The organism is Agromyces aurantiacus, from assembly GCF_016907355.1.
GTDB classification, from domain to species: domain Bacteria; phylum Actinomycetota; class Actinomycetes; order Actinomycetales; family Microbacteriaceae; genus Agromyces; species Agromyces aurantiacus.
In genome coordinates this window covers 1143749-1161670 of record NZ_JAFBBW010000001.1, presented here as the reverse complement: position 1 = coordinate 1161670, position 17922 = coordinate 1143749, and the positions used below count along the sequence as shown (strand labels likewise).

General features: G+C 72.8%; 20 protein-coding genes. 8 read left to right on the top strand and 12 right to left on the bottom strand.

Annotated features, from left to right (window positions below):
- Positions 1–10 precede the first annotated feature (10 nt).
- Positions 11–1039, bottom strand: a complete 1029-nt coding sequence (locus JOD46_RS05450; protein ID WP_204392260.1) for an NADPH:quinone reductase — start codon at positions 1037–1039, stop codon at positions 11–13.
- A 75-nt stretch (positions 1040–1114) separates the two neighbouring features.
- Between JOD46_RS05450 and JOD46_RS05445 the strand changes: the two genes are divergently transcribed.
- Positions 1115–1690, top strand: a complete 576-nt coding sequence (locus JOD46_RS05445; protein WP_204392258.1) for a GNAT family N-acetyltransferase — start codon at positions 1115–1117, stop codon at positions 1688–1690.
- Between the two features lie 18 nt (positions 1691–1708).
- On the opposite strand, the gene JOD46_RS05440 is transcribed toward JOD46_RS05445, so the two are convergent.
- Positions 1709–2179, bottom strand: a complete 471-nt coding sequence (locus JOD46_RS05440) for an NUDIX hydrolase (protein ID WP_204392255.1) — start codon at positions 2177–2179, stop codon at positions 1709–1711.
- Positions 2180–2248: 69 nt separating this feature from the next.
- Between JOD46_RS05440 and JOD46_RS05435 the strand changes: the two genes are divergently transcribed.
- A complete protein-coding gene (locus JOD46_RS05435) occupies positions 2249–3196 on the top strand; it encodes a prenyltransferase/squalene oxidase repeat-containing protein (protein ID WP_204392253.1) in 948 nt (315 codons plus the stop codon).
- A gap of 181 nt (positions 3197–3377) precedes the next feature.
- Positions 3378–4700: an MFS transporter gene (locus JOD46_RS05430; RefSeq protein WP_204392251.1), complete on the top strand. Its 1323-nt coding sequence runs from the start codon at positions 3378–3380 to the stop codon at positions 4698–4700.
- A 58-nt stretch (positions 4701–4758) separates the two neighbouring features.
- On the opposite strand, the gene JOD46_RS05425 is transcribed toward JOD46_RS05430, so the two are convergent.
- Together JOD46_RS05425 and nhaA are read right to left on the bottom strand one after the other, a co-directional pair.
- The gene (locus JOD46_RS05425; RefSeq protein ID WP_204392249.1) at positions 4759–4959 is read right to left on the bottom strand and encodes a hypothetical protein; all 201 of its coding nucleotides are present in this window, start codon (positions 4957–4959) and stop codon (positions 4759–4761) included.
- 96 nt (positions 4960–5055) lie between these two features.
- On the bottom strand, positions 5056–6921 hold the full coding sequence (nhaA, locus tag JOD46_RS05420; protein WP_204392247.1) for a Na+/H+ antiporter NhaA: 1866 nt from the start codon (positions 6919–6921) through the stop codon (positions 5056–5058).
- 309 nt (positions 6922–7230) lie between these two features.
- Between nhaA and JOD46_RS05415 the strand changes: the two genes are divergently transcribed.
- The gene (locus JOD46_RS05415) at positions 7231–7374 is read left to right on the top strand and encodes a hypothetical protein (protein ID WP_204392245.1); all 144 of its coding nucleotides are present in this window, start codon (positions 7231–7233) and stop codon (positions 7372–7374) included.
- A gap of 57 nt (positions 7375–7431) precedes the next feature.
- Here the strand turns inward: JOD46_RS05415 and JOD46_RS05410 are convergent, their stop codons facing one another.
- Positions 7432–7761 carry a nuclear transport factor 2 family protein gene (locus JOD46_RS05410; RefSeq protein WP_204392243.1) on the bottom strand — a complete coding sequence of 110 codons (330 nt, stop codon included), beginning with the start codon at positions 7759–7761 and terminating at the stop codon, positions 7432–7434.
- Between the two features lie 84 nt (positions 7762–7845).
- Here JOD46_RS05410 and JOD46_RS05405 point away from each other — a divergent pair, with 84 nt between their 5' ends.
- Positions 7846–9030, top strand: a complete 1185-nt coding sequence (locus JOD46_RS05405; RefSeq protein WP_204392241.1) for an adenosylhomocysteinase — start codon at positions 7846–7848, stop codon at positions 9028–9030.
- 8 nt (positions 9031–9038) lie between these two features.
- On the top strand, positions 9039–9755 hold the full coding sequence (locus tag JOD46_RS05400) for an IclR family transcriptional regulator (protein WP_204392239.1): 717 nt from the start codon (positions 9039–9041) through the stop codon (positions 9753–9755).
- Between the two features lie 20 nt (positions 9756–9775).
- Here JOD46_RS05400 and JOD46_RS05395 read toward each other — a convergent pair whose 3' ends face one another.
- Together JOD46_RS05395 and JOD46_RS05390 are read right to left on the bottom strand one after the other, a co-directional pair.
- The gene (locus JOD46_RS05395) at positions 9776–10129 is read right to left on the bottom strand and encodes a DUF7882 family protein (protein WP_204392237.1); all 354 of its coding nucleotides are present in this window, start codon (positions 10127–10129) and stop codon (positions 9776–9778) included.
- A gap of 118 nt (positions 10130–10247) precedes the next feature.
- The gene (locus JOD46_RS05390; RefSeq protein WP_204392235.1) at positions 10248–11045 is read right to left on the bottom strand and encodes an alpha/beta fold hydrolase; all 798 of its coding nucleotides are present in this window, start codon (positions 11043–11045) and stop codon (positions 10248–10250) included.
- A gap of 103 nt (positions 11046–11148) precedes the next feature.
- Between JOD46_RS05390 and JOD46_RS05385 the strand changes: the two genes are divergently transcribed.
- A complete protein-coding gene (locus JOD46_RS05385; RefSeq protein WP_204392233.1) occupies positions 11149–11319 on the top strand; it encodes a hypothetical protein in 171 nt (56 codons plus the stop codon).
- Here the strand turns inward: JOD46_RS05385 and JOD46_RS18480 are convergent.
- Positions 11316–12221, bottom strand: a complete 906-nt coding sequence (locus JOD46_RS18480; protein ID WP_204392231.1) for a potassium channel family protein — start codon at positions 12219–12221, stop codon at positions 11316–11318. The genes JOD46_RS05385 and JOD46_RS18480 overlap by 4 nt on opposite strands.
- A 61-nt stretch (positions 12222–12282) precedes the next feature.
- Positions 12283–12783: a bifunctional nuclease family protein gene (locus tag JOD46_RS05375; RefSeq protein WP_204392229.1), complete on the bottom strand. Its 501-nt coding sequence runs from the start codon at positions 12781–12783 to the stop codon at positions 12283–12285.
- A gap of 105 nt (positions 12784–12888) precedes the next feature.
- Here JOD46_RS05375 and JOD46_RS05370 point away from each other — a divergent pair, with 105 nt between their 5' ends.
- The gene (locus JOD46_RS05370) at positions 12889–13560 is read left to right on the top strand and encodes a YdeI/OmpD-associated family protein (RefSeq protein ID WP_204392227.1); all 672 of its coding nucleotides are present in this window, start codon (positions 12889–12891) and stop codon (positions 13558–13560) included.
- A gap of 16 nt (positions 13561–13576) precedes the next feature.
- Here JOD46_RS05370 and JOD46_RS05365 read toward each other — a convergent pair whose 3' ends face one another.
- The 3 genes from JOD46_RS05365 to JOD46_RS05355 are packed head-to-tail and all read right to left on the bottom strand — an operon-like array spanning position 13577 to position 17920.
- Positions 13577–14503 (bottom strand): BadF/BadG/BcrA/BcrD ATPase family protein, encoded by a 927-nt coding sequence (locus tag JOD46_RS05365; protein ID WP_204392225.1) that lies wholly within the window; start codon positions 14501–14503, stop codon positions 13577–13579.
- Positions 14500–17205 (bottom strand): glycoside hydrolase family 38 N-terminal domain-containing protein, encoded by a 2706-nt coding sequence (locus JOD46_RS05360; protein WP_204392223.1) that lies wholly within the window; start codon positions 17203–17205, stop codon positions 14500–14502. The genes JOD46_RS05365 and JOD46_RS05360 overlap by 4 nt, the downstream gene beginning before the upstream one ends.
- The gene (locus tag JOD46_RS05355; RefSeq protein WP_204392221.1) at positions 17198–17920 is read right to left on the bottom strand and encodes an N-acetylmannosamine-6-phosphate 2-epimerase; all 723 of its coding nucleotides are present in this window, start codon (positions 17918–17920) and stop codon (positions 17198–17200) included. Before JOD46_RS05355 ends, JOD46_RS05360 begins: the two co-directional genes overlap by 8 nt.
- Positions 17921–17922: the final 2 nt, after the last annotated feature.

Genomic DNA, 17922 nt, shown 5'->3' with positions numbered 1-17922 from the left:
CTGGGCCCGGTCAGGCCCCCGCGACGTCGATGAGCACCTTCCCGACCGCGCCGGCCTCGACCGCGTCGTGCGCGGCCGCGGTCTCGGCGAGCGGGAACCGGTGCAGCGGCAGGCCCGCGGCCTCGCCGACCGCGAGCACGCCGTCCCGCGCGGCCTCGGTGACGGCCGCGCCGGCGGCCTCCCACGCCGCCGTGCCCATCGTGTAGATCAGCACGAACTGGTAGCGGAGGTTCAGCGAGAGGGCCCGACCGAAGTCGATGGCGAGCGGCATCCCGCCGTCGTTGCCGTAGGCCGCGATCGTCGACCGCTCGTGGGTCACCGCCTGGTCGAACTCGGCGTTCGCGCCCGCCGCGACCTCGACGACCACGTCGACGCCCTCGGGCACGATCGCACGCACCTGCTCCGCGGCGTCCGGATCGTGCCGGTTCACGACGTGATGGGCGCCGGCGGCCTCGGCGAGCGCTGCCTTCCGCGGACTGCTGACGGTCGCGATGACGTTGGCGCCCGCCCAGCGGGCGAGCTGGATCGCCGCGTGCCCGACCGCGCCGGCACCGCCCTGCACGAGCACGTTCACGCCCTCGAGAGCCCCGGGACGCAGGCGGTCGGGGCCGCCCTCTGCGACGGTGAGCGCGCGGTGCGCGGTCACCGCGGGCACGCCGAGGCTTGCACCGACGTCGAACGAGACGCCGTCGGGCAGCGGGAAGGCGCGGTCGACGAGCGTGACCGTCTGCTCCTGCGCGGTGCCCGACCCGGGTCGGCGCCACGCGGAGACGGCGAGCCACACGCGATCCCCCACGGCGAACTCGGTCACGTCGGGCCCGACGGCCTCGACGACCCCGGCGCCGTCCTGGTTCGGCACCGTCTCGGCGGCCGAGCCGGCGGAGGTGCCCGTGCCGCGACGGGCCTTCCAGTCGGTGGGGTTCACGCCCGACACCACGACCCGCACGCGGATCTCGCAGGGTCCCGGCTCGGCGACCTCGCGCTCGGACGCTTCCAGCACCGACGAGTCGCCCGGACGGCGGTACACGATCGCTCTCATGCCGAGTGCAACCCGCCGCGGCGTCCGGCGATTCCGAGCGGTGCGGTGTCGGACGCGGCGGGCAGACTGGGCGGCATGTCGATCGAGGTGCGCCCGGCGTCCGTCTTCGAGGATGTCGCGGCCGTCGTCGGCCCCAAGCGGCCCGACGCGAGCGTGTGCTGGTGCCTGAGCTACCGGCTCACGTCCTCGAAGGAGAACCTCTCGCTCCACGGGCCGGCGCGCGGCGAGCGCGTCGCGCAGCTCGTGCGCGAGACGCCGCCGCCCGGCGTGCTCGCCTACGACGGCGACGAGGTCGTGGGATGGGCCGCCGTGCACCCGCGCGCCGACACGAGCTTCGCGACGAGCCGGAGGATCCCGCACGTCGACGACCTCGACGTGTGGTCGGCGTGGTGCATCCGCGTGCGCCCCGGGCATCGGAAGCAGGGCATCGCGCACCACCTGCTGGCGGGCGCCGTCGAGTTCGCGCGCGCGAACGGCGCGCCCGCGATCGAGGGCTACCCGGTCGACAACCGCGGCGAGAAGGTCGACCTGACCATGGCCTACGTCGGCACGCGTTCGCTCTTCGAGCGGGCCGGTTTCGCGAAGGCGGCCGACACGACCTCGGTCCTCGCCGGCTTCCCGCGCGTGGTCATGCGGCTCGACCTGCGCTGACCGGCCCCGACGGCGCGATCAGGCGTTCTCGAACCGGGTCGCTCCATCGGCGTCGACGGCCGCACGCACGCGTTCGCGGTGCTCCTCGGCCATCCCCTCGAGCGCGTCGATCGGATGCCACGCGAGGTCGGTCATCTCGCCGTCGGCCGAGTGCGGCTCGCCCGAGAGCCAGGTGCATCGGAACGTCAGGTCGAGGTAGTCGGCCTGGTCGCCGTTCGGGTACGTCACCCGCGGCACCTGGTGCACCCACGCGAGCGCGTCGACGCGGATCTCGACGCCGGCCTCCTCCTCGGCCTCGCGGCGCGCGGTGAAGGCGGGCTCCTCACCGGGGTCGACGATGCCCGTGACCGGCGTGAGGGCGCCGGTGTCGGCTCGCCGGCCGAGCAGCACCTCGTCGCCCCGGAGGATCACGGCGGTCACGCCGATGAGCGGCAGCGGGGCCGTGCCGACGCGGCGGCGCAGGTCGAGCACGAACTCGGGCGTGGGCATGCGGCCACCCTAGGGCACCGCGGTGTCAACGGGTGCCCGAGCGTCGGTGGCTCGGGCCAGCATGGCGGCATGGATGTCATCGACTGGATGCTCGACGCCGATCCCGCGATCCGCTGGCAGGTGCGCCGCGACCTGCTCGACGAGCCGGAGGAGGTCGTCGGAGCCGACCGCGCCCGCGTCGCGACCGAGGGCTGGGGTGCCGAGCTCCTCGCCCTGCAGGCCGACGACGGGTACTGGAACGGCGAGGTGTACGGCGAGGACGGCGATCGGCGGAGCGTGATGTGGTCGCTCTCGTCGCTGCGCCGACTCGGCGCTCCGCCCGACGACCCCCGGGTGCGCGTGGCGGTCGACCGGGTGCGCGAGGGGGTGGTGTGGCCGTGGCTCGACGATCGCCCGTTCTTCGACGGTGAGACCGAGGAGTGCGTCAACGGCGGCGTGCTCGCGCTCGCGGCGTACTTCGGCCGGCTCGGCGAGGGCACGGACGCACTCGTGCGGCGCCTGCTCGGCGAGCAGCTGCCCGACGGCGGCTGGAACTGCGAGCCGCGCGAGGAATCCGACCGTTCGTCGTTCGACTCGACGCTGTGCGTGCTCGAGGGGCTCCTCGCGGTCGAGCGCGCCGGCACCTCCGCGGTGGCGGCCGGCGAGATCGCCGAGGCGCGCCGCCGTGGCGAGGAGTACCTGCTCGAGCGGCGCCTCTTCCGTCGCCGCTCGACGGGCGAGGTCGTGAAGAAGCGCTACCTCAACTTCGCGTTCCCGCCCTACTGGTTCTACGACGTGCTCCGGGCGCTCGAGTACTTCCGCGAGGCCGGCGGCGCGCCCGACGCGCGCCTGGCCGAGCCGCTCGAGCTGCTGCGCTCGCGCCGCGGCGACGACGGACGCTGGGTCGCAGGACGGCCGTGGCCGCGCGAGGTCTACTTCGCGCTCGACGCGCCTGACGGCGAACCGAGCCGCTGGAACACGCTGCGCGCGATGCGCGTCCTGCGGTGGGCCGATTCGTCCCCCGGTCAGGTCGGCTGAGCCGACGAACACGCGAACCGTTCGTCGCACGCGCGGCACCGCTCGTCGCACGGCGACTACCGCCGGTCGCTTGTCGTGCGCTATGGTCTGATTTCCAACCGAACGATCGGTCGGCAATACCCCGCAGCGCACCACCCCCGCGCTGGATCACCCGAGTCCCCGCATGAACAACGGAGTTCGCATGACCTCAACCATCCATGATGAAGCCGAGCGCACCGGGCGCATGCCCAAGGAGGAGCGCAAGGTCCTCGCCGGCACGCTCGTGGGCACCTCCATCGAGTGGTACGACTTCTTCATCTACGCCCAGGCCGCCGGGCTCGTCCTGGCGCCGCTCTTCTTCGCCCCGCTCGCCGAGGTGAATCCCGGCCTCGCGCAGGTGCTCTCCTTCGCGACGATCGGCATCTCGTTCCTGTTCCGCCCGCTCGGCGCGATCGTCGCCGGATGGCTCGGCGACAAGCTCGGCCGCAAGAAGATGCTGGTCTTCACGCTCATCCTGATGGGCCTGTCGACCTCGCTCATCGGCTTCCTGCCCACGTACGCCGCGATCGGGGTCGCCGCGCCGATCCTGCTGATCACCCTCCGGATCCTGCAGGGCTTCTCGGCCGGCGGCGAGTGGGGCGGCGCGGCGCTCATGGCCGTCGAGCACGCACCGAACGGCAAGCGCGGCTTCTTCGGCGCGTTCCCGCAGATCGGCGTGCCCGTGGGCATGATCCTCGCGACCTTCACGCTCTGGGTGATCACGTCCAACATGTCGCAGGAGGCCTTCCTCGAGTGGGGCTGGCGCATCCCGTTCATCCTGTCGATCGTGCTCATCGTGGTGGGCTACGTGATCCGTCGCTCGGTCGAGGAGAGCCCGGTCTTCCAGGACCTCCAGCGCCGCAAGGCGGAGTCGTCGGCGCCGCTGGGCCAGCTCTTCCGCAGCCACAAGAAGAACGTGCTGCTGACCGCGATCATCTTCATCGGCAACAACGCCGCGGGCTACCTGCTCATCGCGTTCTTCGCGACCTACGCGGTCACGGTGCTCGGCATGGACCGACCCACGGTGCTGCTCGCGACCACGCTGGCCTCGTTCGGCTGGCTCGTCTTCACGCTCTTCGGCGGCCGCATCTCCGACCGCCTCGGGCGCGTCCGGACGTTCCAGATCGGGTACGCGTTCCTCGCCCTGTGGGCCGTGCCGATGTGGTTCCTCATCGACACCGGCGACATCGTCTGGTACTTCGTCGCGCTGTTCGTCATGACGATCGGCCTCGGCCTCTCCTACGGCCCGCAGGCGGCGCTGTACGCCGAGATGTTCCCGGCGGGCGTGCGCTACTCGGGCGTCTCGATCGGGTACGCGCTCGGCGCGATCCTCGGCGGCGCGTTCGCCCCGATGATCGCCGAGGCGCTCATGCGGTCGACGGGCCAGTCGTGGACCATCGGCGTCTACATCGCGATCGCCGCGATCGTGTCGCTCGTCGGCGTCTCGCTCGTGAAGGAGACCAAGGGGGTCGACCTGCGCGACTAGTCGCCGGGTCGGGCGAGGGGGCGGATGTCGCGACATCCGCCCCCTCGTCGTTCCCCCGTCAGATGCTCGGCTCGGTCTCGTCGACCTCGCCGGAGGAACCCGCGTCGATCGCGGCGATGAGCGCCTCGACCGCCGTCACGAGGTTGTGGATCGCCTGGCGCTCCACCGAGTCCTCCGAGAGCTTCTGCGCGTCGTAGCTCGCGCCGCTCGCCGCCGCACGCGCCTGCGACAGGTAGCTCTCGATCTCCGCTCCGGCCATGACCGTCTCCCTTCACGAGTCGCGTCCATGCTGCACCCGCGCGATGGAGGTGCGTGGGACCGAATGCCCACGGCGACGCGGCCCGGGCCTTCAGGGCTACGGCGACGGCTCGACGCGCGGCTGCGCGGAGGCCTCGAGCGCCCGGATCAGCGTCCGGGAGTCCCACGGCCCGACGTGCCGGCGACCGCCGACGAAGAAGGTGGGCGTCGAGTGCAGATCCATCATCTCGGCGTCGACCTGGTCCTCCTCGACGCGGTGCAGGGCCCGAGGCGAGCGGAAGTCCTCGATGAAGCGATCCACGTCGAGGCCGATCTCGCGCGCGTAGCGGCACAGGTCGTCGGCCGTGAGGGCGTCCTGGTTCGCGAACATGATGTGCGACATGTCGAGGAAGCGGCCCTGCATCGCCGCGGCCTCGTACGCCAGCGCGGCCTCCTTGGCGTGCGAATGCACGGCCTCGAGGGGCAGGTGCCGCCACACCCAGCAGACGTCGTCGCCGAAATGCTCGATCACCGCGTCGATCGAGCCGGTCGCGCGGCTGCAGAACGGGCACTCGAAGTCGCCGTACTCGACGATCTGGTGCGGCGCATCCGGACGCCCGCGGAAGTGGTCGCGCGACGGGTCGAAGGGGCGCGCGAGCACCTTGCCGACGGCCTGAGGGGGCGTGATGCGGTCGGCGATGGTGAAGATCGCCCAGCCGAGCGCGAATGCGATGACGGATGCCGCGAGCACCCCGACGCGCGCGAGGTCCTGCGTCTCGGGGTCGGCGATCGCGAGCGTCACGATGAACAGCGAGATCGTGAAGCCGATCCCCGAGAGCGCGGCGCCGCCGGCGATGCGGGGCATGCCGAGCCCCGGCGCGAGGCGGCCGAGTCCCGTCATCCGGATCAGCAGGGTCGAGCCAGCGATGCCCACGAACTTGCCGACCACCAGGCCCGCGACGATGCCCCACGTGAGCGGCGACGCGAGCGCCGCGCCGAGGGTCTCGGCGTCGAGGTGCACGCCGGCGTTCGCGAGGGCGAACAGGGGCAGCACGAGGAACGAGATGTAGGGACCCCACGCGGCCTGCAGCCGGTCGTTGATCGAGAGCGAGTCCCGGAGGCTGCGGGTGAGCGCGGCCGCGTAGGCGGCGTTGGGCGACTCGCGGAACGCTTGCGACAACTCGGCCGAGCGCTCGACGTCGGTGCGCCGCGGGGGGAACACGGGGATGAGCAGTGCGACGGCCACGCCCGCGAGCGTGGGATGCACCCCGGCGGCGGCGATCGCGAACCACAGCGCGATCCCGAACACCGCGTACGCGAGGCCGCGCCAGGCCGGCAGGAACCGGATGAGCGCGATGACGATCATGAGCACGGCGGCGACCACGAGCGGCACGACCTGGATGCCCGTGTTGTAGAACATCGCGATGGCCAGCAGTGCACCGATGTCGTCGACGACGGCGAGCGTGAGCAGGAACGCGCGCAGTCGCGCGGGGAACTTCGGGCCGATGATCGCGAGCGCGCCGAGCAGGAACGCCGTGTCGGTCGAGATGACCACGCCCCAGGCATGCGCCTCGCCGCTCGGCCAGGCGATCGCGACGAAGATGAGCGCGGGCACGATCAGGCCGGCGACCGCGGCGATGACCGGCACGACCGCGCGGGCCCGCTCGGTGAGCTCGCCGAGGGTGAACTCGCGCTTGACCTCGAGCCCGACCACGAAGAAGAACAAGGTCATGACGGCGTCGTTGACGACGTGGTGCAGCGTCGTGGAGAGCACCAGGTCGCCGACACCGATCTCGACGGGCGTCTCCCAGAACTGCTCGTACGTGTCGCCCCACGGCGAGTTCGCCCAGAGGATCGCGAGGATCGTGAAGACGAGCAGCAGCGCGGCGGCCGCGCGGTCGCCGGTGCCGAACCGCAGGCGCGCGTGCCACGACCTGGAGGTGGTCGTCGTGTCGGGCGCTGGTGCCGGGGCTGCGGCGCTCATGGGCCAATGCTAGGGGCGGATGGCACGGCACGCGCGACGACGTCACGCCCGGATGGCGTGCCCTCGCGAAAACTTCGAGTATTCTTCACGTGTCGAAGAACGCGTTGACCCCAGCGCCCCGCGCCGGTTAGCCTTCCTCGATGCCGGGATCACCCGACCCGGCATGCCCCCCGCTCCGCGACCCACGGAGCGAACCCGACCATCCCCGATGGCCACCCACCCCCGGAAATCCCCGCCGCGACGCGCGAGCGCGCGGCCGTCGGACGCGGTCCCGAACACCCGCCCCGACCCTCACGATCGGAGATCGAGATGAACCTGCTCGAGATCGCCGAATGCCGGCACTGCGGACACGACGACACCGAGCACCTCGGTGCCTGCCGGACCGACGTCTTCGCCGGCGGCGCTTGGGCCAAGTGCGACTGCGACGGCTTCGTCACGACTGACGCGGCCTGACCGGCACTCGCATCGCGCGCCGTCGCGGCACCTCCGGGTGACCGCGGCGGCGCGCGCCTATGCGATCAGGAATCGCGCGATGAGCCCGTCGCGCAGGTCGAAGGTGAACGTGCCGGGGCCGTTGTAGCCCTCCCCCGAGACGGTGACCGTCAGCAGGTACTGGTCGGGCTTGCGCCCCGCCACGATGCCGTGCACGTCGAAGTGCGCGTTCCGGCCGATGTTGTCGGTGTCGTTCCAGCTCGCCACGCCGTCGCGCCCGTGGAACTCGCGGCCCCAGTCGTTGAGGTAGGCGTCGTCGGCGAAGGCCTCGACGAACGCCGCGGAATCGCCTCGGTTGGTGGCGTCGACGAACTGCTGGATGGCGGGTGGGATGCGCGTGTCCGTCATGCCGGTCACCCTACGCGGGCGCCGCGTCACTGTCAGCAGGCTTTGCATATATGAATCGCGCTTTCATATCGGTAAAGTGTGCGCATGGAGGATCGAGACCTCATCAGCAGCGGCGCCGCGCGCGTCGACTGGATCCGCTCCCGCATGGCGCTGCTCGCCGACGTCCGCCGCGAGTTCGCCGCATCGCAGCCCTTCGCCGGGCACCGCATCGGCATGTCGCTGCACGTCGAACCGAAGACGGCCGTGCTGGTCGAGACGCTCGCAGCCGGCGGGGCGGAACTCGTCGGCACCGGCAACTTCGGGTCCACCCAGGACGACGTGGTCGCCTACCTCAACACCCGTCCCGGCATCCGCATCATCGGGCGGCGCGCCGACCCGCTCGACCAGCACGAGCGCAACGTCGCCGCCGTGCTCGACGCCGACCCCGACATCCTCCTCGACAACGGCGGCGACCTCGTCGCGGGCATCGTGGCGCGCGGCCACGCCGACGGCATCGTGGGCGGCACCGAGGAGACCACGAGCGGGGGCGACCGGCTGCGCGGCGAGCTGCACGGCCTCGTGCCGTTCCCCGTGATCGTGATCAACGACAGCCTGCTGAAGGCGATCGGCGAGAACAAGCACGCCGTGGGCCAATCCGCCGTCGAGAGCTTCATGCGCCTGACGAACGCCATGGTGACCGGCCGTCGGTTCGTCGTCTTCGGCTACGGATGGTGCGGCCGCGGCGTCGCGCACTACCTGCGCGCGCTCGGCGCGAAGGTCGCCGTGGTCGACGTCGACGAGCTGAAGGCGTTCGAGGCCGCCCTCGACGGGTTCCGGGTCGGCACCGGCGACGACTTCGCCGAGTGGGGCGACGTGTTCATCACCGCGACGGGCCGTCCCGGCGTGCTCGGCGTCGACCTGATCGAGCGCATGCACGACGGCGCGATCCTCGGCAACATCGGCCACGTCCCGTGGGAGATCGACGTGCCGGCGTTGCGCGCGTCGGCGGTCGGGCACTCGCGGATCGTCGATGCGCTCGACCGCTTCGACCTGCCCGGCGGGCGCCACGTCGTACTCCTCGCGGAGGGCCGCATGTTCAACCTCGCCGGAGCCGAGCCGAAGGGCAACTCGCTCGAGGCGATGGACCTCGGCTTCCTGCTGCAGTCGCTCTCCCTCGAGCGCGTCGCGACGCGGGCGGCCGAGCTCGCACCCGGTCCGCAGCCGGTGCCCGACGACCTCGATCGCACGATCGCGCGCCGGATGCTGGCCACCCTGCACTCGGCGGCGTAGGCCTCGCCGTGGCCGAGACCCCCGAGTACGCCGCGCCGGCCGTCGACAAGGCGCTCGACATCCTCGAGCTGCTCGCCGACCGGCCCGGCGGCATGACCCAGCTCGACATCGCCCGCGCGATCGGGCTCTCATCGGGGCAGGTCTTCCGCCCGCTCATGCGGCTCGAACGTCGCGGCTACCTGCGGCGCGACCGGCAGACCGGGCTCTACGAGCTGTCGATGCGCCTCTTCGACCTCGCGCACCGGGCCGAGCCGCTCCGGTCGCTGGTGTCGGCGTCGGCGATCCCGATGCGGGAGCTGGCGACCTCGACCCGGCAGTCGTGCAACCTCAGCGTGCTGGACTCCGGACGGGTACGGGTGATCGCCCAGGTCGAGAGCCCCGCCGACTTCGGCTTCCGCGTGCGGGTCGGCGCGCTGTTCGACGTCGAGGGCACGCCGACGGGGCGCGTGCTCGCGGCGTTCGGGCCGCGGCCCGCCGACCGCGGTGACGACGTGTCGGCGGATGCGCGCGCCATCCGGGCCGCCGGGCATCTCGTGCAGCCGGATGCCGCGCAGCCCGGCATCACCGACGTGGTGTTCCCCGTGCTTCGCGCCGATCGTGCCGAGGCGGTCGCCGCCCTCACCGTCCCGTACGTCGCGACGAGCTACAGCGGAACCGACCTCGACGCGGTGCTCGCCGAGACCGCGGCGGCCGCCGAGGCGATCCGCGCCGGCCTCGGCGTCTGATCCCAGCGCGGCGGCGGCGTTCAGGCCGCCGGGGCCATGGGCTGCGCGGCCGGGATGGCTCCCGCGCGGTCGTCGGGAGCGAACCGTGCCAGCCGCAGGCCCGGGGTGCTGTTCGCCGCCACCATCATGCGTTCGGCGCGGACCCGGTCGATCGAGGACTCGACGCCCGGGGTGTGCCGCGCGACGATCGTCGAGTTCGGGTGGACCCAGGCCTGCATCGCGCTGCCCTCGGGATCGGTCCACGAGACGAGCAGCGGTTCATTGCGCCGGAGCTTGGAGAAGACGACGAGCGCGACGTGCGCCAGCACGTCGTCGTCGAGTTCGATGCGCATCCAGCCATCGATCTCGAGCGCGGGATGCGCCGTCTCGGGCATGTTCTCTCTGTGTTGTCGCATCGGGCCCACGGTTGCAGCATGCTCGCCAGTCGGCAATCAGAATCACACGATTCACAGGAAGGCCAGTCCCCGTTCGAGGCGCACCAGCCATCGCGCCTCACACGGCCCGCAGGAACTCGACGGCCGCCTGGCGGAAGACGCGCGAACCGGGTGCGTTGAAGTGGTGTCGGGCCGGGATCTCCACGAACGAGCCGTGGGGCGTCGCACCCGCCAGCTGGCGCGACTGCTCGAGGATCGCGTCCTCCGACCCGGTCGCGAACAGGATCTCCTGCTGCGGCGGATTCGATGGGTCGGGGTCGACATCCCCGAGCCGCATGCCCTCGGCGAGCGCGACGAGCGCGCGCAGGTCGTTGCCCGGCACGCGCTCGGCGAGCGTGCAGTAGTTCCAGGTGACCCGATCCTCGACGGGCGTGCCGTGCTCGGCGTAGGCCCTCGCCTGCTCGATCTGCAGGCGCGCCAGGGGCCGGCCGTCCGGAATGCCTCCGAGGACCGCGCGATCGACGTGATCGGGCACCTGCACCGCGACCTGCCACCCCACTCGCGCACCGAGCGAGTAGCCGAGGTAGGAGACCGAGCCGAGGAGGTACGTGTCGAGGACCGTCACGAGATCGCCGACCAGCGAGTCCATGGCGTAGGCGGACGGGTCGTGGGGCTTGTCGCTCGCGCCGTGCCCGCGCTGGTCGACACCGAGCACGCGGAAGCCGGCGCGCGTGAGGTCGCGCACCCACCCCGTCATCACCCAGTTGTCGCGGCAGCTCGAGGCGAATCCGTGCACGCACAGGACGGTCGGCGCCTCGGGGTCGCCCCACGAGTAGGTCGCAATGCGCAAGCCCTCGGCCGACATGACGAACTGCGGCGCGGGCATGTCGGTCAGGGCGGGGAACGCGGCATCCATGCGGCCATTCTGCCGCCGGTCGGCGGCACGCTTCTCCCGGGGGCGACGCGTCTGCGATGATCGAGTCATCACGCCACCTCCCCCACGAGCCGAAGGAACGCGCATGACGCTCGACCGATCGAACCCCGCCCCCACCGCCATCCGGCGCGAATCGCGCGCCTCGCTGTTCGGGGCGGCGCTCATGCTCGGCATCGGCGCCATCGTCATCGCGAGCGGCCTCGTGCTGATCGGCGCCGCGATCCTCCTCGGCGACACGGCGTTCGACCTGCCCTAGGCCCCCGAGCCGGCGTCGTCGGACGGTTCGACCCACGGCTGCTGCCGGTGCTGCTGCGCGTACTGCCGCAGGACCTCGTCGGTGTCTCGTGCGCGGCCCAGGAATCGGTCGCGCACCAAGCCGGCGAAGTCGTCGATGGCTTCCTCGAGCATCTGCCCGCTGTTGCGCACCGTCCGGTCCTCCGAACGTCGTGCGAGTCGCCCGAGGTGACGCGCATAGGGCAGCTGCGCCGCCAGCGACGCCTCGGGCTCCTGCTCGGTGAAGTAGTACGACTCGGCGTTCTGCCACAGGTCGACCCGAACCTGCGCGAGATCGGCGGTGAGCGAGTCGAGCAGGCCGCTCGAGGTCCCCGACTCCATGTTGAGCAGGTGCCCCGCCGTGTCGGCCTCGCGGACCAGGGCGATCCGCAGCGCGAGCGCGCGGCGGCGGCCCAGCCCGGGTTGCAGTTCGAGGAACCACGCGACCGCGGCCGTGAGCAGCGCGAATCCGATCAGCCCCTGGAACGGCGCGACGACACGCAGCCAGGGATCGACCGGATAGACGTCGCCGAGGCCGAGCGTGGACATGCTCACGACGGAGAAGTAGAGGGCCTCGACGATCGGCGGGTACAAGGCCGGATCGATCTCGGGGTTGTACGCGAAGCCGTCGGGCACGAACGGCAGGTAGACGAGCGCCCATCCGACGATCTGCAGCGCGGCCCACACGGTGACGATCGCCACCGCGGCGAGGGGGCCGGCGACGGTTCGGCCCCGCCGCCCGAGCCGCGACGACAGCGCCCACGTCGCGCTCGCGGCGTAGTGCGAGAATCGCCCGCGGCCGGTGGGGTGCAGCACCGTGTGGAACACCTCGTTCAGCCCGAGCGCGATGAGCGCGACGCCCGCGACGATCCAGATCCAGCTCACGCCCTCGATCCTCCCGGATGCCGCGTCACGCGCTCGCTCGGCACGGCGCCGTGTCCGTCGCTCAGCCCTGGAAGTCCTCGGGATCGACCTCCTCGAGGAACTTCTTGAACTCCTCGAGCTTCTCCTCCTCGGATTCCTCGTGGGTCTCGACCATCTCGGCCGGGATGCCGGCCTCCTCGAGCACCTCATCGGCCACGAACAGCGGCGCCCCTGTCCGCGAGGCCAGCGCGACGGAGTCGGATGGCCGCGCGTCGATCGTGTACGTGCCGGTCGGCCCGCTGATCGAGAGCTCGGCGTAGAACGTGCCGTCCTCGATGCGCGTCACCTCGACCCGCTCGATCTGCGACTCGACGGCATCGAGCAGCATCTTCATGAGGTCGTGCGACAGCGGCCGCGGCGCCTCCTCGCCCTGGATGGCGATGAGGATGGAGGTGGCCTCCTGTGCGCCGATCCAGATCGGCAGGACCCGCCCCTCGCCGGGCTCGTCGCCGAGCGGCTTCAGCAGGATGATGTGCTGCCCCGACGCGTCGAGCGCGACCCCGAGGACGCGGACCTGGACCATGACGCCTCCCGTCGGACGATGTGGCGTGTCCCTGCCAGCGTACGCCCGCCGACGTTCACGCGACCCGGTCGCCGGCATGTCCGCGGTGGCTGGCAGACTCGTGCCATGGCCGAGCAGATCGGAACCCCGGGCGGCACGCCGGAGCGCCCCGCGATCTTCTTCTCGGGGCCCGATGAGTTCCGCGCGTGGCTCGAGGCGAACCACGACAGCGCGACCGAGCTGTGGATGGGCCTGTACAAGCGGCACGTGCCCGACCGCGGGCTCACCTGGGAGCAGGCGGTGCCCGAGGCGCTGTGCTTCGGATGGATCGACTCGGTGTCGCAGCGCATCGACGACGATGCGCGGCGCCAGCGCTGGAGCCCGCGCAAGCCCGCGGGCAACTGGTCGGCGGTGAACATCGCGCTCGTCGAGCGGCTGACCACCGAGGGTCGCATGCACCCCGCGGGCCTGGCGGCCTTCGAGCGACGCCGCGACGACCGATCCCGGGTGTACTCGTTCGAGACCGCGCCGCGCGAGCTGCCGCCCGAGGCGGCCGCCCTGCTCGAGGCGAACCCCGCGGCCGCCGCCTTCTGGGGCGCCTCGACCCCGAGCTACCGCAGGGTCGTGGTCCACTGGCTGCTGTCGGCCAAGCAGGAGGCGACGCGCGAGCGGCGGCTCGAGCTGCTGATCGCCGACTGCGCGGCGGGGCGGCTGGTGCCGTTCCAGCGCTACGGCGACACCCCGAGGTGGGTCGAGCGGGCGGCCGCGGCCGCGCGGGCCGCGACGGGCGAAGAGTGAGGGCTCCTCGGCGCGGTCATCGCTCCGCGGTCACGACCACCGAGGCGAGCGCGTGCGTCGAGGGCAGCTCATGCAGCCGCTCGACACCGTCGATCGGCTGACCGACCGGTTCCGCGAGCGACGCCGCACGCGCGCTGCCGTCCGGACCGAAGCGACGAACGAGCTCGGCTCGGAGCGCCCGGCGCATCGATGCGGATCCGGTCACCCGGCCGACCGCGCTGACGCGCGCGGTCGCCGGGTCGGCGCCGACACGCGCCAGCGCGGTCGACAGCGAGTGCACGAGCTCCTGTGCGGCGCGCTCGACGATCGCTCCGGCGACCGCGTCGCCCTGCTCGGCCGCGGCGGTCACGGCGGGCGCGAAGCCCGCCACGTTGGCGACCCGGTGCGGATCGGCCTGCACCGCAAGGTAGATGTGCTCGATCGGACCGAATGCGCTGAGCGCCGCCGGAATGAGCGAGGTGCGCGGGCCGCGCCCGTCGGTCGCGCGGAGCGCCGCGGCGAGGCCGGCGCGGCCGAGCCAGTAGGCGCTTCCGTCATCTCCGAGTATGGCGCCCCAGCCGTCGACGCGCGCGACGCCCGACGGACCCACCCCGAGGACGACGACGCCGGTGCCCACGGCCGCCACGGCACCGTCCGCGTCGCCGTTCGCGCCGAGGTAGCCCGTGACGGAGTCGTGCGCGAGGATCGCCCGGCGAGCGGTCGGCGCGCGATCGAGGAGCCGGGCCGCGGCATCGCGGTCGGCACCGAAACCCGAGAGCCCCACCGCGACGGCCGTCGGCTCCAGGCCGCGGTGCGTGTCGAGGAGGTCGGCCACCTGCTCGACCGCGGACCGGTCGGGCAGCACGCCGGGGTGAGCGAGGACGCGGACGCCCGATGCGTCGCGGACCCGGACGCGAACCGATGTCTGCCCTGCATCGATCGAGAGGAGCACCCCCGCGGTCATCGAGCGACCTCCAGGCGCAGGCTCACGGTCGCGTGGGGCGCCAGCCGCAGCGAGACCCGGCGCGATCCCGTGGCAGCCACGCTGGAGTCGACCAGCTCGCCGGGTGCGGGGGACTCGTCGAGCCGCACCGGACGCGCGTCGATGCCCGGGGCGATCGTGATAGCGGCGTCCCGTGCCGCGGGCGACGGATTCGCGACGCGGAGGATGACGCCGTTCCCGTCCTCCGCCGGCTTGAGCGCACTCACGATCGCACCCTCGACCTCGATCGCCGAGCCGACCGCCGGGGCCGACACCGGGGTGCCCTCGCGCAACTGGAGCGCGATCGCGCCGGCGCGACGCGCATCCGCCGCGTCGGCGAGCGCGAATGCATCGAGCGCGTCGGAGCCGAGGAGGAAGCCCAGCCTCGCCTCGATCGGGCGGAGCAGCTGCGCCTCCGGGGCAGGAAGCTCCGGCCCGGCCCCCGTCGTTCGGGTTCGCAGGTCGAAGCGCGAGAGCCAGCCGACGCTGCGGAGCATCGTGACGGCGAGCTCGGCGTCGCCGTCGGGCCGGGCCTCGAGTCCCTGGACCTCCGAGACGTGGTCCAGGAGCAGTGCGAGGGCGCGGTCGCCCTCGCCCGCGACGACGTAGCCGTGAGCGGGATGCGTGCCGATCTCCGCCTCGCGGTTGGCCGCGTCGGGCAGCGGTCCGAGCTCGGGTCCGAACGGCCGCGCCAGGTTCGAGAAGTGCTGGCCGCTCGTCCACGCCGACGGCGTGCCGCGCACCCGGGAGTGGACCCGCAGGCGGTGGTCGAGTGCCGAGTTGACGAACCGCGCCGACCACTCGAGGCCCGGGCGTCCGTGCCAGTGCGCAAGCTCGACGGCCACGGGCGTCGCCACGGACTCGGCCGTGCGGGCGTCGCGCCCCTCATCGAGGCGGAGCGGGAGGTCGAGGGTCGCTGTCCACGAGACGACCGTTCGCACCGGCGTCCGTCGCACGCGCACGTCGCCGGCGACGGCGGTGACGATGCGGTCGTCGGCGGGTGGGTCGTAGTTGTAGGTGTCGCCGCGGTCGCCGCCGTCGACGAGCCGGGCGAGTCCGTCGTGCCGGATGCCGGCGGCATCCGTCACCGAGAACGAGCCGTCGGCGGCGATGCGGGCCTGCAGCCCATCGCCCAGGTCGACCTCCTCGTCGATCCCGGCGGGCGCGGCGGCGGTGGCGGAGCCCGCGTCGTCGAACGCGCCGAGTCGCAGGTCGTAGACGGCGAGTCCGCCCGGTGCGACGCCGGTCGCGACGAACCGCAGCCGCTGGACCCGCGCGACCACGGAGTCGGGCAGCAGGTCGAGGTCGGCCTCGAACGAGCGCCGCACGCCGAGGTCCTCGACCTCGATCGGCACCTCGGTGCCGTCCGGCGCGTTCGCGCGCACGACCGCGCGGTCGGGGGCGACGACGACCTCGACCTCGACCGGCACCTCGCGCCCGGCCGCCGCCGGCGGCACGAACACGACGACGCGCGCGGCCTCCGTCGCCGGCGCGCCGTGGACGCGAGTATCGAAGCCCCGGCGCAGCAGTGCCCGGCGCACGAGCTGGTCGGCGAGCTGCACGACCCGGTCGGTGCGGACGGAGTTCTCGCGGTGCACCTCGTCGACGCTGCAGCCGCAGATGGAGTCGTGCGGTGCGTTCTCGAGCACGAGCTCCCACGCGTGCCGGAGGTGGCCGACGCTCGATCCGTCGAGCGGCGTGGCGTCGGGGACCGGCGCCGCGGACGGGGTGGCGGGAGTGAGCTGCTCGAGTGCCAGCAGCGGTTCGACGATCCGCTCGAGCAGGCGCTCGGCGCGGGCGTTCTCCTGCTTGAGGTGCACCCGCGCGGAGAGCGTGCCCGGGAGCAGGAAGGAGCCGGGACCGCCGAGCCGGCGGAGTTCGCCGTCGACGACCGAGGGCGCGGGACGCGAGTCGCGCACCGCGGCGAAGAACGCCTCGAGCGAGGACTGCGGGAGCTCGACACGGCTGCCGACCGCGGAGGCGACCTCCGCGAGCACGCCGGTCGTGTCGCGCGGGGCCAGGTGATCGCCGCCGTTCATGAGCAGCCAGGGTCCCGCCGGGCGCCGCTCCGCCTCGCCCGCGAGGAAGGCCGCGAGTCGACCGTCGCGACCCTCGGGCGTCCAGAGCACCTCGGCCTCGTGATACCGCTGGGACACGGCGTGGACCTCGGAGCCGTCGGGCGAACGCCAGCGGAACTCGGCGAGTTCGGGCGGGGCACCGCGCCAGACGAGCGCGGTGCCGATGCCGAACCCCTGGAGGATGCGGGGCAGGTCCGCGGGGTGGCCGAAGGCATCCGGCGAGTAGCCGATGCCCGTCAGGTCGCCGATCTCGGCGCCGTGCCGACGTGCCGCGAGGAGGTTGCGCACGAGGTTCTCGCCCGACACGAGCTGGTTGTCGGCGAGCACGTGCCAGGGACCGATGGTCAACCGACCGGCGCGGACGTGCCGTCGCACCTCGTCGACGAGGTCGGGGCGGAGGTCGCCGACATCCCGCACCGTGATCGTCTGGCCGTCGAGGTGGAAGGCCTCGAGCGACCCGGAGTCGAGCTGGCGGCAGACCTGCTCGACGAGTTCCACGAGCCGAGCGCGGTACGACTCGAACGGCCGGTACCACTCGCGGTCCCAGTGCACGTGCGTGACCACGTGGCACACGGGCGTCGCCGTGCGTTCGCGGAGCTCAGACATGGAGTCGCCCCCGTTCGGCGGCGCGGCGCCCGGCATCGGCGGGGATGGCCTCCACGAACCCCGCGGTGATCGAGGCGGGGCGGGTGATGGCGCCGCCGACGACCACGGCCCACGCGCCGGCGTCGAAGGCCGCGGCGAGCTGGCCGGGCCTCTGGATGCGGCCCTCGGCGATGACCGGCACGTCGACGGCGGCGGCGAGCGCCGCCACGAGCGCCACGTCGGGTCCGCTGGCGCCGGTCGTGTCCGGCGTGTATCCCGACAGGGTGGTGCCCACGACGGTCGCGCCCGCGCGGGCCGCGGCGATGCCCTCGTCGAGCGTCGACACGTCGGCCATGACGCCGATGCCGCGCTCGGTGAGTGCGGCGATGGTCTCGTCGAGCGTGCGCCCGTCGGGCCGTTGCCGGGCGGTCGCGTCGATCGCGACGAGGTCGGCTCCGGCCTCGGCGACCTGCACCGCGTGCTCGAGCGTCGGCGTGATGTACACGCCCTCGTGCCCGACCTTCCACAGCCCGATGAGGGGCAGGTCGGTGGCGTTCCGGATGGCGCGCACGTCCTCGGGTCCTTCGCAGCGGATGCCGCCCGCGCCGCCGGCGATGGCCGACAGCGCCATCGCGGTCATGTGCGCGGAACCGTGCAGGGGCTCGCCGACGCGCGCCTGGCAGGAGACGACGAGGCGGCCGCGGAGCCGGTCGAGGAGGGACGGGATGTGGTGCATGG